We start from the raw sequence: 15,366 nt of genomic DNA on the forward strand, positions 1-15,366 counted from the left end.
CGCAGGCGCCCGTCAGTTGACCGACATCTTTTCCACGGGCCTCAGGGCGAAAACAAGGAGAGATGTATGGCCAAGCTTCACGGGCTCCAGCCACGCAGGAGCTTCACCGCGCGCGAGCATGGCGGCGAGCCCGTCGGGCGCCGCCGTCGCCAGCGCTGACGGCGCTTTCGCGCGCGGACACCACACCACGAGTTGCGCGTCCGCAGCGCGCAGCAGCGCTTCCGCTTTATCGGGCGGCGCGAGGAAGGCGTCGGCCGAGATGCGATTGCCGTGATTGTCGCGATGATAGGGCGCGGCGAAAACGCTGTGCGGCGTATGCGCCAAGATATGAGCGCCGAGATCGAAGGAGGCGACGACGCGCGACGCCGGCAGCTCGGCCAGCGGCGCGAGAACGTCCGGCGCAAGACAGGCGCGCTCTGCGCCGGCGTCCGGATCTTCCGGCGACGGCAGCGCCAGCGCGAGGCCGATGGGGGAGACGAAGGCGGCCAGTGACGCGATGAGCGCCGCGCGCAACGCGGAGCTGACGTCGGCCGAGAGCCGGTTCGCCGCGGCGACGATGGCGGCGGCGAGCGGCGCCATGGCGAGCGGCGTCACCGAAGTGAAGACGCGCATCTGCCACAGACCCGCCGCGAAGCCCGCCGCGACGCAGGCCGCGAGGAGCAGCCAGCGGCGGCGTGCCACGCCATGCGCGCGAAAGGCGAAGAAAAGCGCGGCGAAGAGACCGAGCCCGACGGGGACCGCCGTCGCGAAGACGGCGCCCGGCGCGGTCGCGTAAAGCGAGAGCAGCGGCTTCGCCTCCACGACATGCGAGAGCCAAAGATCGCGCAGCAAGGGATCGAGCCCGCCGAGCGGATCGCCGAGACAATGCGGCGCGATAAGATTGACGCTCGCAAGCGTCACGGCGCCGGCGAAGGCGGCCGCGATGAAGCGCGCGCGCGTCGCGAGCCGGGAAGCGAAAAGCGCGAGCGCCGTCAGCGCAATGACGCCGACGAGCGTCGCGGCGAGATGCACGAAGGAAAAAGCGTCGCAGGCGGAAGTGAAATAGCCGGCGGGCGGCACGGTGGCGGCGTAGAGCAAGGGAAAAGCGCCGAGCGCGCCGGCGGAGAACCACAGAAGCTGCGCGTGCGCCGCCTCGCCGTCGCTGACGAAAAGCAGCGGCAGCGCTGCGATCATCATGACGAAGAAGGGCAGATTCTCGAGGCTGATCGAGATCGAAAGCGCCATCAGCGCGGCGGCGACGGCGAGACGCGCGGCGCGGCGCGGATCCAGTCCCTGCAGGAATAACCCCAGCGTCGCGGCGAGCGTCACGATCTGCGGCGCATGATGGTCGATGCGTCCCGGCGCAAATTGCAGGAACATCGCGCCGGAAAGAAGCGCGAGCCAAACGGCCGTCAGGCGCGCGGCGGCGTTCGACAGGATCGAGGCGAGCCAGCCGATCAACGCGAGCAGGAGGCCGAGAAGCGCGAAGGGAAAGACGAGACGCGTCGCGCGCTCCGCATATTCCGGCGAAAGGAAATGCATGAAGAAGAGGTTCAATCCGGCGAGCGGAACATCGACGACGCGCGACCAATGCATCGGCAATCCGTATGGCGGATCGAGACGATGCGCGAAAAGATCGAACCATTTCTGGCCGGCGAGAAAGTCGCGCACCTGAACCGCGCGCATCGCGTCGTCGGAATCGAAAAAGGCGCCTGTGCGCCAGACGATTTCCGCGCGCGGGAAGGAGAGCGCGACCGCGACGAAAAGCGAGAAGACCAGCGTCGCAATGAACGCGCCGCGCTCGCTCAATGGCTTCGCATGCGCGAGGCCGCCCCGAGCCGCGAACGCGCTCATCGGACGGCCTTGTCCGGCGCCGAGAACAGCAGCGCGCGGCGCGCCGTGAAATTGAACAGGAAGACGAAGCCCGCCGTGGGAGCCTTGGCGAGCGCCACGGAGACGCAGGCGTAATCGACGAGAAGATGCATGAGCCCTTCCGTAATCGCGAGCCCGGCGAGGCCGGTGACAAGAAAGCCCGCGATTTCCGCTCTCGCGTCGAGGCGGCGCCGGTCGACGAAGACATAGCGCACGCTCAATGCATAGACGAGCGCGAGGCCGGCGAGAAAGCCGATCGCCGCCGCGACGAGATGATTGATCCCGAGCGCCTTGTATAAAAACATCAACGTGGCGAAATCGAGCGTCAGCGCCGCAGCGCTCGCGAAACCATATTTCACCAGATCGACGACGAGTCGGCGCGCCGGCGCGCGCGTGAGCAGGGCGTCGGCGATGCTCATGCAGCGGCGACCTTGCGCGGCGTGAGGCGTTCGCTCGACAGCGCCTCATGCGCGCCCTCGACGCCAGCCTCCGAATATTCCGCGTCCTCGTTCACCCGCCAGACGTCGAAGGTTTCCTCGCCGCGAATGATGTTGAGCGCGGTCAGCATGCCCGTCATCATCGCGTGGTCCTGGTTGTTGTATTTGTGCATGCCGTTGCGGCCGATCGGATGCAGCGTCGGAAAACGTGTCGCGATCTCGCGGCGGATCGTCTCGACATTCGCCGCATAGGCGTCGTCATAGACCGGATAGGCCTTGGGCTGGCGCACCACACAGGCGTCGTTCACGTCGTCCGGATTCATCAGGCCGATCCTGCCGATCTCTTCCTTCGCGAGCGCGACGAGGTCTTCATCGGACGACGACCAGAGGCCGTCGCCCTCGAAGCAGAAATATTCGAGTCCGAGGCATGTCGAGACGCCGTCGGCGATCATCTCCGGCGACCAGCTGCGGAAATTCTGCACGCGGCCGACCTTCACGCTGGGATCGTGGATATAGACCCAATTGTCCGGCAACTCCTTCTGCGGCCGGCCGATCAGCACGACGGTGAGGAAGTCGCGATATTTCAGGTCGCGCGCGTTGAAGAGGCTCAGGGGCTTCGGTTCAATGGCGTTCATGAGGTCGCGCATCGGCGCCGAGGACATCACATGGCGGGAGCGGAAGCTTTCCTTTTCGCCGTCTTCGCGCGTGGCCCGCACGGTCCAGAGCTTCGACGCTTCGTCGTAATGCAGCGCGTCGACGCTGCGGCCCATCAGCAGGCGCCCGCCCATTTTCTGCATGCTGAAGGCGGCGGCCTCCCACATCATGCCCGGGCCGCGGCGCGGATAGCGGAAGGATTCGATCAGCGATTTCGCGCCGGCTTCCCCCTTGCGCAGGCCGAGCGAACGGCGCAGCCCGTCGATGATCGCGGCGCCGAGCGACAGGCCCTTGATGCGCTGCGCCGCCCAGTCGGCGGAAATCTCGTCGCAGCCCATGCCCCACACTTTCTCGGTGTAGGTCTTGAAGAATATTCCGAAGAGCCGTTCGCCGAACTGGTTGCGAACCCATTGATGGAAGGTCCGCGGCTCCTTCACCGGAAAGGCCTTGGCGTAGGCGAAGGAGGCCATGCACAGCGCGCTTTCGACAAGACCGAGATTCCTCAGCGCCTCGAAGGCCTTCAGCGGATAGGCGTAGAACTTGCCGCGGTAATAGATGCGCGACAGGCGCGGCCGCTCGAGAAAATCATCGGGCAGGATTTCGTTCCAGAGATCGACGATCTCCTTAGACTTGGAGAAGAAGCGATGGCCGCCGATGTCGAAGAGGAACCCCTTGTAGCTCGCGGTGCGCGAAATGCCGCCGACGTAAACGGGGTCCTGCTCCAGCACCAGGACGTCCCGGCCATGCTTGGCCAGCGTGTAGCCTGCAGTCAGCCCGGCCGGGCCGGCGCCGATGATGATGGTTTCGATAATGTCGCCCATGTCGGCCCTGAAATCGGACCCGCGCAGCGGTTGCGCGGACCCTCGTCTCCAGCGGCCCCACAATGGCTCCGCTCTCGCTTCGGACTATGGCGAAGAGCGGTTAACAACGCGCTTACAGTCACGTTTACGTTTGGGCGACAGACCGGTTCACTGCGTCGCGGCTCTCAAAAGAAGCCCGGCGAGAAGGGATGCGCCTGCCAGCCGCGCACCGTGCCGTCGTGGTGATGGCGGCGCAGCGGGGCGTAGGCGAGCGCGCGATTCTGATGTGCGCGCCGCAGGCCCGCGTAGTGACGATGGCTCGACGATCTGGCGGCGTAGCGCGCGCCGCCTCCGGGAGGCGTTCCGGTGATCGAGATGCTGCCGCCTTCGTTCTGCACCATGTTATAAAGAGTCGCCGCATTGCCGGGCGCAAGACGCACGCAGCCATGCGAGGCGGGGCGGCCGAGCGAGCCCGTCGCATAGGAGCCGTGGATCGCATAGCCGCCGCGGAAAAAGATCGAATAGGGCATCGGCGACATGTGGTATTTGCGCGAATAATGCATGCGTTGCAGGCCCGTCGGCGCGAAATAGCCGCGCGGCGTGGAGTAGCCGGCGCGCGCCGTTGACACCGGCCATGTATAGCTGCCCGTCGAGGAGTCGACATGCATGGTCTGGGTGGAAAGATCGACGTGAATGCGGACGGTCGCATAGGCGAGGCCTATCGACGCAAAAAAGGCCATGAGCGCCAAAATGACAAGTTTCAAACGCATGATTTTACTCCAACACAACGGTCACTGCGAAGATTGTGGCTCAATCGTGATTACTCGGCAATGTAAATAGATCATTAAGGTTGACTGGCAAGGATCAGGAAAGAAGCCGCTTCAACGCTGTCGAAACGAAGTCCTGGAGATGGTTCCACTATGCGGGCATTGACGATTACCGCGGCGCTCCTGATGATGACCGCGACTGCGGCTGCTCAGGACAAGGGCACGCTCGATCCCAGGCCATTGCCGCCGCTCGCGAATCCTTCCGATCCCGCGACGCCGGCCAAGGAGCTTTTCGGCCGCGCGCGCGCGGCTGCGCCGCTCGATCCCGATCCGATCGGCTTCTATTCGCGCGGCTGTCTCGCCGGCGCCGAGCAGTTACCCGTCAACGGTCCGAACTGGCAGGTGATGCGCCTCTCCCGCAATCGCAATTGGGGCCATCCGGCGCTCATTTCCTTCCTGCAGCATTTCGCGCCCAAGGCGTCGCGCGCCTCGGGATGGCCGGGTCTGCTCATTGGCGACATTTCGCAGCCGCGTGGCGGTCCGATGCTCACCGGCCACGCCTCGCACCAGATCGGGCTCGACGCCGACATCTGGCTGACGCCCATGCCGAATCGCGAGCTGACCCGCGCCGAGCGTGAGGAAATGTCAGCTACCGACGTCGTGCGCGAGGACCTTCTCGATGTGCGGCCGGATGTGTGGAGCGAAGGCCATCTCGCCGTGATTCGCGCCGCGGCGATGGAGCCGAAGGTGCAGCGCATATTCGTCAACGCCGCAATCAAGCGCGCGATGTGCCGCGAGGCGGCCGGCGAATCATGGATGCGCAAGGTGCGCCCCATGTGGGGGCACAATTACCATTTCCACATCCGCCTGTTCTGTCCGGACGGCTCGAGCTGCAAGGATCAGGACCCGACGCCTTCGGGCGACGGCTGCGATTCGTCGCTTGCCTGGTGGTTCACCGACGAGGCGCTCCATCCAAAGAAGTCGACCAAGAGCTGGCCGCCCATGACCATGGCGAAACTGCCGCCGGCCTGCCAGGAGGTCCTGAAGGCGGAATAGGTCAGGCGGCGGATGCGCCTGTCCCGACCGGGCAGGAGACGCCCGTGCCGCCGAGCCCACAATAGCCGCCGGGGTTCTTGGCGAGATATTGCTGGTGATATTCCTCCGCGTAAAAGAAGGGCGGCGCCGGCCTGATTTCCGTTGTGATCGGGCCGAATCCCGCTTTCGTCAATACGCGTTGGTACATGTCCCGCGAGTTCTCGGCCGCCGCGAGCTGATCGGGCGTCGTCGCATAGATCGCCGAGCGATATTGCGTGCCGACGTCATTGCCCTGCCGCATCCCCTGCGTCGGGTCATGGCTCTCCCAGAAGAGGCGCAGAAGCGCGTCGATGGGAATTATGGCCGGGTAGTAGACAACCAGCGCCACTTCCGCATGGCCGGTGCGTCCCGTGCAGACGTCTTCATAATTGGCGTTTTTGGTCGTCCCGCCGGCGTAGCCGACGGCGGTCACATAAACGCCTTCGCCCGCCTGCCAGAATTTGCGCTCGGCGCCCCAGAAGCAGCCCATGCCGAAGAGAATCTGCTCCGTCCCGAGCGGAAAGGGCGGATCGAGCGGATTGCCGTTGACGAAATGGCGCGCGCCATGGGCGACGGGCGTCGGCCGGTCGGGAATCGGGCCGAGGCGTCCTGAGAGATTGAGTCGGTCGAAGATGGACATGCCGCCTAGATAAGGCGGTCTCTAGCGGCGCCAATAGCGCGGCGTCGTCTCCTGCTTGTGGCTGAGGACGATGAGAAGCGCGCCCAGTCCGCCGAAAGCGACGCTGATCGGAAGCAAAAGCAGCGTCGTGAAGACCGGGTCCCAGAGAAAGGCGGATTTTTCCGAAACCCCGTTCTGCAGCCCCTGATAGAGCGCGGGAAAGAATTCGGAGGCCCCCTTGTTCAGGGTTGTCACCAGCAGCCGGCCGCCGGCGATCGATCGTGTGCCGTCGACGATGAGGGCGATGAAGCCCCCCGCGAGCAGCAACAGGCCGATGAATCGGGTCAGGAGTCGCAGCATGGGGCGAATCATAAGAGCGCCGGAGCCGCATGTCCACGCGCCGTTTGCGCGGACGCGCGCCCGCAAAAGCCCGTTACGCCGCGAGCTTGGCAGTTTCGGGAAGCATTAACCTTAATGGAGTTTGATTGCATTCGGGCCATGTGGCGCGCCGCCGGAATCGCGGACGGCGTCCGCCGGTCCGAGTGACCGGGGCGCGTCCGCCCTGCCGGGATCGAATATGCGCAATCGTGATCAGTCCTATCGCTTCGTCGAAACGTCCGGCGATTATGTGGTGGAGGTCTCGGGGGGCCATCGCAGCCGCCGCTTCGAGATTTCGCGCGCCGCTGTCGTCATGGCCGCCCTTGCGGTCGGCCTCGTCGCGACGGCGACGGTCGGCGCGGCCGGCTATCTGATATTTCGCGACGATCTGCTCGCCGGTCTGATCGACCGCCAGACGCAGATGCAATACGCCTATGAGGACCGCATCGCCGCCATGCGGCTGCGTCTCGACCAGCTCGCGAGCCGCCAGTTCATCGATCAGGACGGAGTCGAGGGCAAGGTGCAGAGCCTCGTGCTGCGCCAGGCGCAGCTCGAAACGCGCGCCGCCGTCGTCGCCCAGCTTGTCGAGCGCACGATTTCGCGTGATGGCGGCGTGACGATGATCTCCCCCGCCGCAAGGGCGGAGACGCTGGCGCCGGCTGTAAATCGGGCCGCCCCGGTCGCCAGGGCCGCAGGCGCCGCCTTGCCGGCGACCGGCCCCGCCGCCGCGGCAAAGGCGCCGAAAAGCGCGCTCGACGAGAATGCGGTGGGCGGATCGGGCAAGCCGGAGCCGGAAGGGCTCGACCTGCGCCTCGGCCGCGAGCTCGAGGGCAAGCCGCTGCCGCTGGCCCCGCCCGAAGCCGCGCCGAACCGGGGCGAACTGACGCCGATCGACACCTCGCTCGCGCCCCGCGCCGTCGCGCCGACGACCTCGCTCGCCCACGCCGCCGACCCGGACGCGCCCATGACGGCGCGGCTCGAGAGTCTCGCCATGTCGCTCGACCGGATCGAGCGCGATCAGGCGCGCCGCCTCTCCGGCATCGTACGTCCGGCGCTGGAGGCGGCGACGAGGCTGCGCCGGGCGTTCGACATCGCCGGTCTGCCGGTCGAGCGCTACGTCGCCAGGGCGAGGCGAAAGGATGCGCCCGGCGCGGTGGGCGGCCCCTTCGTCGCGGCCGATCCGAGGATGCCCGGCGGTCTCTTCGAGCGCGATCTCGCCGCCGCCCAGAGCGCCGTCGCGACGCTCGACGGCCTGCGCCGCGCGCTGCCGACGACGCCGCTGCGCAAGCCGCTCGCCGGCGAATTGCAAATGACCTCGACCTTCGGCTATCGAACCGACCCTTTCTTCGGCCGTCCGGCGCTGCACAGCGGCGTCGACCTGCGCGATGAGTATGGAACGCCGGTGCGGGCCACGGCGGCCGGCGTGGTGAGCGTGGCGGGCCCCCAGGGCGGATATGGAAATATGGTCGAGATCGACCACGGCGGCGGATTGTCCACGCGCTACGCGCATCTCTCGGCGATTTCCGTTGCGCCCGGCCAGCAGGTCCCGCCCGGCGGTCTCGTGGGCCGCGTCGGCTCCACGGGCCGCTCGACCGGCCCGCATCTTCACTATGAGGTGCGCATGGATGGCGAGGCGGTCGATCCTTCGCGCTTCCTGAGAGCGGCCTCGGCGCTGGGCGGTGTCCTGCAGTAAATACAAGTATTGACATGGTGCGCGCCACGTGGGACCGTTCCCCAATGGCGACGACCAAAATCTTCAAATCCGGCAATAGCCTCGCGGTTCGGCTGCCGCGCGAAATCGCCTTCGCGGAGGGCGCGGAGGTCATCGTCACCCGTCAGGGCGAGAGCCTCGTCGTCAGCCCCGCGCGCCTAGACATGCCGGCGCTCGTGGCGCGGCTCGGCGCCGCTCCCGCGCCCGCCGCCGTCGAGCGGCCGGAGTTCAGGCCGCCCCGGCGCGACTGGGGCGGCGGGGCGCAGGAATAGGCGGGTGGCGCGCTATCTGCTCGATGCGTCCGTCGCCATCGCCGCCGCCTCCGGCGCGCCCGCGACGCTCGACAGACTGTCGCGGCTTTCGATCGGCGAGGTCGCTATTTCGGCGGTCGCCTACGCCGAATTGCTCGCCGGCGCCGCCACCGCCGGCAAGGACGGCCGGCTCGCCGAGAACATCGCCCTCATCGCCGGCAATATCGACATATTGCCCTTCGACCGCGCGGCCGCGGAAATCTACGGAAGATTGCTGCGAGGGATCGAACCCAAACGCCGCCGCACGCTCGACCGCATGGTCGCGGCGCAGGCGCTCGCCCTCGGCCTTACGCTCGTGACGCGCGACGCCGGGCATTTCGACGACGTGCCGGACCTCCGGCTCGAGGTCTGGCCCGGCTGAGGCGGGCTATTTGTTGTCGAGAAAGGGATAGCCCGGCCAGCACAGCCGCCGCTCGACAGCGAGCCGCACGCCCGTGTCGCGCACGAACCAGCCCGGCGCCTTCTCGATATGGGCGAGATAGTTCGAGATCGGGAAGCCGGGCGTGACCTTTTCCGTCGCCGTCAGCAGGTTGCAGTCGTTGATGGCGTAGGCCGGGTCGGAAAGGCCGCGCCGGATCTCGAAAAGGCCCGTGAAGGCCGAAAGCGCAATTAGCGTAAAGGTCAGGGCGCCGAGCGCCTTGCCGCGGTCCATGATCGGCTGCGCCGCGCCGCTGAAGCCGAAGCCGAGGATGAACCAGGGCGCGAGCGCGCAGCGCATCGTCATGTCATTGTCCGAGACGGTCACGCCGATCCGGTAGAAGGGCATGACGATCAGCAGGGCGATCGCGATTGCGACGGCCGTTCTCGCCCAGCCGGCGACATCCGGCCAGCGCGACAGCAGAATCCACGCCTGCGGCAGGCCGAAGACGAGCAGCAACAGATACCAGCCCCAGAAATCGGGCCGCAGGAACATCCATTCCCGCGTCACGCGGCCGGCGTCGAGGCTGAGGTAATAGGCCAGCGGCAGCAGGCACAGCGCCGCCGCCAGAGCGAGCGCATTCCGCCTGCTGACGAGCTCCGGCGACAGGCTGCGGATGACGCGCCACGCCAAGAACGGAAGCGCGCCGATCATCGCGAGCGGCGACCAGAACAGCAGGACGATGAAGGCGAGACCGAGGAACGCAATATCGATCTCGCGCCGGATTTCGAGGAACAGCAGCACCGCGAAGAGCCAGGCCGCAAGCGCGTGATTGGGCGCCCAGAAGAAGGACGGAATTTGGCCCCAGTAGAAGACCAGCCTGTTCCAGAACATCAGATGCGGGCTGAGAACGAAGGCGCCCGTCCCGAAATAGTCGATGACGCTTTCGGCGAGATGGGGGACGACGTCCACGGGACTGAAGAGCAGCAGCAGGACGATGAAGCGCCGCTTGGCGCCGCCGACGAGCTCCGCGGAGAGATAGAGGATCGTCCCGAGCAGAAAGGCGTTCTGGACCAGCAGGGCGAAATGGGCGGCGCGCAGGCCGAAGGACCAGCCGACGGCCGCTGGCGACATATACATGCCCAGCGGCGCGCGCATGAGGAAGTCGGCGCCCTGATAATGATAGAAGACCGGATATTTGTTCGCCACGAGATCCGACAGGACCGCGTCGCGCACGAACCAGTCATAGGGGCTGAAGAAGAGGTGAGCCTCGCCGCTGACGAGGCAAAGGGCGAGGGCGAGCAGGAGGCAGCCGCCGAGGCTCGTCCAGTCGATCCGCGCCGAAAGCAGGGCGCCGGGCGCCCAGCTGAAACTCAACCGAAAAACGAGAAGACCCGCCGCAAGGAGCAGGATGATCGCCGGGATCGGCTCCAGATGCGCGGCGAAGATCGCCAGCGGCAGGACGACGGCAAGGAGCGCGATCGAGACAAGATGCGCATTGACGATGCGCAAGCCGCGCAGGGCGGCGAATGAGGGCGCGAGGGCGACCCCGCGCGCAAATGAAATATGCTCCTCGGTCATCGCGCCACCCTGAAAACCGGCGGGGGAGCGCCTGTCGCGACATCCGCGCCCGCGCAGCCCTCGATCCCCGCAAAATGTCGAGGTCAAGTTGATGACGGGATGCTAGGGGCGAAAAATTGCGATTGTCTTGACCGCGGCCATTGGCGCGGTCGATTGTCGACTTTCAAGGGGAGGATTTCGAGAAAAGGGGCGACGCGCGCCCCTCGTCTCAGTCGACGTCCTCGACCTTCTCTGGCCCGCCGCCATAAATGCGCTGGGCGAGAGACGCCTGCATGAAGTCGTCGAGCTCGCCGTCCAGCACCTCGGACGGCGTCCCGGAGGTGACGCCGGTGCGCAGGTCCTTCACGAGCTGATAGGGCTGCAGGACGTAGGAGCGAATCTGGTGGCCCCAGCCGATGTCGGTCTTGCTGGCGGCGGCCTTGTTGGCCTCGGCCTCGCGCTTTTCGAGTTCGAGCTCGTAGAGACGCGCGCGCAGCATGTTCCATGCGGTGGCGCGGTTCTTGTGCTGCGAGCGCTCGGCCTGACAGGCGACGACGATGCCGGTCGGGATATGGGTGATACGGATGGCGGAGTCCGTCGTATTGACGTGCTGGCCGCCCGCGCCCGACGATCTATACGTGTCTATACGGCAGTCCGACTCATTGATGTTCACTTCAATGCGGTCGTCGACCACCGGATAGACCCAGACCGAGGCGAAGCTCGTATGGCGGCGGGCGTTGGAGTCGAAAGGCGAGATGCGCACGAGGCGATGCACGCCGGATTCGGTCTTGGCCCAGCCATGGGCGTTGTGGCCCTTCACCAGCAGCGTGCCGGACTTGATGCCCGCCTCCTCGCCGGCCGTCTCCTCGATCACCTCGACCTTGAACTTCTTGCGCTCGGCCCAGCGGGCGTACATGCGGAACAGCATGCGCGCCCAGTCCTGGCTCTCGGTGCCGCCGGCGCCGGAATGGATCTCGATGAAGGTGTCGTTGCCATCGGCCTCGCCCGAGAACAGCGCCTCGATCTGGCGGCGCTGGGCGTCTTTCAGCACGGCCTTGAGCGCCTCGACGCCTTCCTTCTCGGTGTCCTCGTCGCCGGCTTCCTCGCCGAGTTCGACGAGCGTCAGCGCGTCCTCGAGGTCGCGTGACAGCTTGTCGATCGCGCCCATCTGCTCCTCGAGCTGGGTGCGCTCGCGCATCAGCTTCTGCGCTTCGTCGGGATCGTTCCAGAAATTGGGGTCTTCTGCCTTGACGTTCAGCTCGGCGAGACGGCGTTGCGCGGTCTCGACGTCAAAGATGCCTCCTCAGCAGTCCCATGGACTGCTCGATCTGTTCTTTCAGCGCAAGCGGCTCGGCGCGCATTTGTCTTTGTCTTTCGGTGGAACGGGGGAGCGACGCTCCCTCTTCAGGATTCGGCGCGGAAATTAGGCGCGTCGCCGCGCCATGTAAAGCGGCGGCCGCGCCTAAAGATTGGTGTCCGCCGGCCGGGAAGGGCCCGACGCGCCGGGGCGCGGCCTGTCCTCCTCGGCCTCCCGCGGATTGGTCAGCCCCCATCGCCGCATCAGGATCAGCACTGCTCCCGCGGCGAGAACGCACAGGATGGTCGCATAGACCGTGCCTTCCTCGCTTTCGGAAAAGGGGAGGTTCTTCAGGTTCATGCCAAAGAAGCCGGTCACGAATGTCGCCGGCAGCAGAAGGGTCGTGACGACCGTCAGCACATAAAGGCGGTCGTTGGTCTCCAGATTGAGCAGCGCGTTCAGCTCGTCCTGCAGCAGACGCGCGCGTTCCTGCAGGCTTAGCATTTCGCGCGCGAGCGCCTCCGTGTGCTGAACCAGTCGCGCCGCCGTTTCCCGCAGATCATTGTCCGTCCGCTCCTCCGGGTCTTCCTCGATCGTCTCCAGCCGCGCCAGCGTGGAGGCGAGGCCGCCGACCTGACGCGCGAGGCGCACGGCGTCGCGCCGGGCCGCGCCGAGCTTCGGGCGCGCCTCGCGGCCGCGCCCGTCGATGAGCAGATCCTCGACGCGATCGAAGGCGAGGCCGACGTCATTGGTCATGCGGACGAGTTCGTCGATCAAAAAATCGGTCATCAGTTCGAACAGCGCGAAGGGCGTGTCGACGCGGGCTCCGCGGCCGAGTGCGTTTCGCGTCGTCTCGACGCTGGTCATCGGGCGCCGCCGCGCCGAGATGAAAAAGCCGTCGCCGATGGCGAAGCGGAGATAGTCCGTGCGCGAGGCGGGACCGGCCAGCGTCCGCTCGTGATCAAGCAGCGCGCCGCTCACGAGCCTGTCCGAATATTCGAGATATTGATGGTCGACCGGGTCGCACAGCGCGGCGCGCGCGGTTTCGGTGAGCGCCCCGATGCGGGCGATGACCGGACGGGCGCGGACATCGGCGAGATCCATGTGCAGCCAGAGGAAGCCCTCGCCCGGCTGGCCGAGCCGGGCGAGATCGGCCGCGCCGCCCGGCGCGGCCTCGCCCTGCGCGTCGAACCGCAACGCCCACAGGCAGCCGGGGATGTCCGGGTGAAGCGCGTCCTTGAGGCGGTCGATGGTCATCTGTCGGCTCGCGTGCATCGCCTCAAGGGCACGTTAAATCATGACAGTTGGATGACACGGCGCAACGCTTCGCCCTGGCGCCCTTCGTCGCCGTGCGGGCCTCGTCGAGGCGGCGGGCGACGAGGTCCGCGGCTTGCGGCGGGCCCTGGACGGAGGCCAGGGGGGCGCGTGCGAGACGGCCCGCGGAGCCGGTTCTCCGCCTGCGCGTTGCGAAAAACCAGAACCCGGTTTTTCGCCGGAAAGCGCGCTTTGAACTTTCAGAACCGATCACGTCGTCTGCAATCTTGCGATTCCGCCTGAACGCGACGTGATCTATGCGTCGGAATCGCCGACCTTCTGCTCGAGACGTCGCACGCGCGCCTCGAGATCGCTGATGAGCATGCCGTGGCCGAGCACGGCGGAGTGATACTCGACCACCGTCCGGCGCAGGCCGACGATCTGTTCGCGCGTCGCCCTGTGCTCGGCGTCGTTCTTCGCCTGCATCGCCACTAAGTCCGAGGCGACATCCGCGCGCAGGGAATGGATCTGCGACTGCGTGTCGGCGACATCGTCCCGTAACTGACGAAGCAACTGGAGAACGAGACTTTCCGGTTCATCGGCCATGATCGAAGCCTACAGTGTGCGCCGCCTCAGGTCATAACCACATTCACCGCGCTCTCGGGCAACTCCTTCCCGAAGCAGCGCTGGTAGAACTCCGCGACCAGCGGACGCTCCAGCTCGTCGCATTTGTTGAGGAAGGTGAGCCGGAAGGCGAAGCCGACGTCGCCGAATATTTCCGCGTTCTCGGCCCAGGTGATGACCGTGCGCGGGCTCATCACCGTCGAGAGGTCGCCGGCCATGAAGGCGTTACGGGTCAGGTCGGCGACGCGCACCATCTTGTTGGCCGCGTCGCGGCCTTCCTTCGTCGCGCCGTAGGACTTCACCTTGGAGATGACGATATTGGTCTCGGCGTCGTGCGGCAGATAGTTCAGCGTCGTCACGATCGACCAGCGGTCCATCTGCGCCTGGTTGATCTGCTGCACGCCGTGATAAAGGCCCGAGGTGTCGCCGAGGCCGACCGTGTTGGCGGTGGCGAAGAGGCGGAAGGCCGGATGCGGGCGGATGACGCGATTCTGGTCGAGCAGCGTGAGGCGGCCCGAGACCTCGAGCACGCGCTGGATGACGAACATCACGTCCGGGCGGCCGGCGTCATATTCGTCGAAGCAGAGCGCGACATTGTGCTGCACGGCCCAGGGCAGGATGCCGTCGCGGAACTCCGTGACCTGCTTTCCTTCCTTGAGCACGATCGCGTCCTTGCCGACGAGGTCGATGCGGGAGATGTGGCTGTCGAGATTGACGCGCACGAAGGGCCAGTTGAGCCGCGCCGCCACCTGCTCGATATGCGTGGACTTGCCGGTGCCGTGATAGCCCGTGACCATGACGCGGCGGTTCTTCGCGAAGCCCGCGAGAATGGCGAGGGTCGTCTGGCGGTCGAAAAGATAGTCGGGGTCGACGTCCGGCACATGCTCGTTGCGCTCGGAAAAGGCCCGGACTTCGAGATCCGAGTCGATCCCGAAGACCTGACGCGCCGAGACTTTCATATCCGGCAGGCCTTCCAGGCCCGAGCCGCCGTTTGCTGCATCGACCAAAACTCGTCCTCCAATTCGGGGGCTCAATCGCGCCCGATCAGACGAGTCGGGCGGCCCTCAGCGTCTTATAGGCGTGGATGATCTCCCGCAATTTTTCCTCGCGGGATCGATCTCCGCCATTGGCGTCGGGGTGGTGGCGTTTGACGAGCTCCTTATAGCGCGTCCTGATCAGCTCCGCACCCGCCGTCTCGTCGAGATCGAGCGCGGCGAGCGCCCGCATGGTCACCGGCGAATAGCGCGGCTCGCGCTTTGGCGCCGGCTGGCCATGGAAGCGGTTGCGAAAGAGGCCGAGCGGGTCCTCCGTCGGCCGGCCCTCCTCCCGGAAGCCCGATTGTCCCCGCCGCGCGCCCATCGACCAGGTCGGACGGTGCCCGACTGTCGCGTCCTTCATGTATCGCGCGACGTCGGCGTCGTTCATCCCGTTGAAATAATTGTAGGTCGCGTTGTATTCGCGGACGTGGTCGAGGCAGAAGCAGAAATACTGGCCCTCGCGCAGGCGGCCCATGGGCGCGCGGTAAGACCCCTCCGCCTCACAGCCGGGCGAGGCGCAACGGATCGTCGACTCGCGGCGCGGCTCCTCGCGCGGCTCGCGCTTTGTCCTTATGCGATCGAAGAGGGGCGAGTTCAGGTTCATGGGGTTCCATTATGATGCGGCGGGCGCCGG

Annotated in this window: 16 protein-coding genes; 4 read left to right on the forward strand and 12 right to left on the reverse strand. The window is 66.2% G+C overall.

Translation table 11 applies throughout. From position 1 onward, the window contains the following. Positions 1–12: 12 nt before the first annotated feature. The 4 genes from MET49242_RS17075 to MET49242_RS17090 all read right to left on the reverse strand — a co-directional run bounded on the left by MET49242_RS17075 (position 13) and on the right by MET49242_RS17090 (position 4,512). Entirely contained in the window at positions 13–1,833 is a 1,821-nt protein-coding gene (locus tag MET49242_RS17075) for a hypothetical protein (protein WP_051134276.1), read from the reverse strand. Further along, positions 1,830–2,270, reverse strand: coding sequence for a GtrA family protein (locus MET49242_RS17080; RefSeq protein ID WP_051134277.1), 441 nt, complete (start codon positions 2,268–2,270; stop codon positions 1,830–1,832). The genes MET49242_RS17075 and MET49242_RS17080 overlap by 4 nt, the downstream gene beginning before the upstream one ends. Beyond that, complete coding sequence (locus MET49242_RS17085; protein ID WP_036284690.1) at positions 2,267–3,763, reverse strand: NAD(P)/FAD-dependent oxidoreductase; 1,497 nt, start codon at positions 3,761–3,763, stop codon at positions 2,267–2,269. Before MET49242_RS17085 ends, MET49242_RS17080 begins: the two co-directional genes overlap by 4 nt. A gap of 164 nt (positions 3,764–3,927) precedes the next feature. Beyond that, positions 3,928–4,512, reverse strand: a complete 585-nt coding sequence (locus tag MET49242_RS17090; protein WP_036284693.1) for a L,D-transpeptidase — start codon at positions 4,510–4,512, stop codon at positions 3,928–3,930. A gap of 150 nt (positions 4,513–4,662) precedes the next feature. Here MET49242_RS17090 and mepA point away from each other — a divergent pair, with 150 nt between their 5' ends. Continuing rightward, positions 4,663–5,565, forward strand: a complete 903-nt coding sequence (mepA, locus tag MET49242_RS17095; RefSeq protein WP_036284695.1) for a penicillin-insensitive murein endopeptidase — start codon at positions 4,663–4,665, stop codon at positions 5,563–5,565. Position 5,566: 1 nt separating this feature from the next. Here mepA and msrA read toward each other — a convergent pair whose 3' ends face one another. After that, complete coding sequence (gene msrA, locus MET49242_RS17100) at positions 5,567–6,223, reverse strand: peptide-methionine (S)-S-oxide reductase MsrA (RefSeq protein WP_036284698.1); 657 nt, start codon at positions 6,221–6,223, stop codon at positions 5,567–5,569. 21 nt (positions 6,224–6,244) lie between these two features. Continuing rightward, positions 6,245–6,562 (reverse strand): hypothetical protein, encoded by a 318-nt coding sequence (locus MET49242_RS17105; RefSeq protein WP_036284701.1) that lies wholly within the window; start codon positions 6,560–6,562, stop codon positions 6,245–6,247. 217 nt (positions 6,563–6,779) lie between these two features. On the opposite strand from MET49242_RS17105, the gene MET49242_RS17110 reads away from it, so the two are divergent. Genes MET49242_RS17110 through MET49242_RS17120 form a run of 3 tightly spaced genes read left to right on the forward strand, consistent with a single transcriptional unit; the run spans position 6,780 to position 8,963 of the window. Continuing rightward, positions 6,780–8,273 (forward strand): M23 family metallopeptidase, encoded by a 1,494-nt coding sequence (locus MET49242_RS17110; RefSeq protein ID WP_051134278.1) that lies wholly within the window; start codon positions 6,780–6,782, stop codon positions 8,271–8,273. A gap of 44 nt (positions 8,274–8,317) precedes the next feature. After that, the gene (locus MET49242_RS17115; RefSeq protein WP_036284705.1) at positions 8,318–8,563 is read left to right on the forward strand and encodes an antitoxin; all 246 of its coding nucleotides are present in this window, start codon (positions 8,318–8,320) and stop codon (positions 8,561–8,563) included. Between the two features lie 4 nt (positions 8,564–8,567). Continuing rightward, positions 8,568–8,963 (forward strand): PIN domain-containing protein, encoded by a 396-nt coding sequence (locus MET49242_RS17120; protein ID WP_036284708.1) that lies wholly within the window; start codon positions 8,568–8,570, stop codon positions 8,961–8,963. Positions 8,964–8,969: 6 nt separating this feature from the next. Here the strand turns inward: MET49242_RS17120 and MET49242_RS17125 are convergent, their stop codons facing one another. From MET49242_RS17125 to MET49242_RS17155, 6 genes are all read right to left on the reverse strand, one after another. Beyond that, on the reverse strand, positions 8,970–10,541 hold the full coding sequence (locus tag MET49242_RS17125) for a hypothetical protein (protein WP_036284711.1): 1,572 nt from the start codon (positions 10,539–10,541) through the stop codon (positions 8,970–8,972). 208 nt (positions 10,542–10,749) lie between these two features. Further along, positions 10,750–11,881, reverse strand: a protein-coding gene (gene prfB, locus MET49242_RS17130; protein WP_144259671.1) for a peptide chain release factor 2 whose coding sequence is annotated in 2 segments (ribosomal slippage) — positions 10,750–11,811 and positions 11,813–11,881 — 1,131 coding nt in all. Because the reading frame shifts where the segments join, the coding sequence is not laid out codon by codon here. A gap of 101 nt (positions 11,882–11,982) precedes the next feature. Then, entirely contained in the window at positions 11,983–13,074 is a 1,092-nt protein-coding gene (locus tag MET49242_RS17135) for a transporter (RefSeq protein WP_036284717.1), read from the reverse strand. 312 nt (positions 13,075–13,386) lie between these two features. Continuing rightward, a complete protein-coding gene (locus MET49242_RS17145; protein WP_036284723.1) occupies positions 13,387–13,677 on the reverse strand; it encodes a hypothetical protein in 291 nt (96 codons plus the stop codon). A gap of 26 nt (positions 13,678–13,703) precedes the next feature. After that, a complete protein-coding gene (gene cobS / locus MET49242_RS17150; protein ID WP_036284727.1) occupies positions 13,704–14,702 on the reverse strand; it encodes a cobaltochelatase subunit CobS in 999 nt (332 codons plus the stop codon). 37 nt (positions 14,703–14,739) lie between these two features. Then, on the reverse strand, positions 14,740–15,336 hold the full coding sequence (locus MET49242_RS17155) for a J domain-containing protein (RefSeq protein WP_036284730.1): 597 nt from the start codon (positions 15,334–15,336) through the stop codon (positions 14,740–14,742). Positions 15,337–15,366: the final 30 nt, after the last annotated feature.

This window comes from Methylocystis sp. ATCC 49242 (assembly GCF_000188155.2).
GTDB lineage: Bacteria > Pseudomonadota > Alphaproteobacteria > Rhizobiales > Beijerinckiaceae > Methylocystis.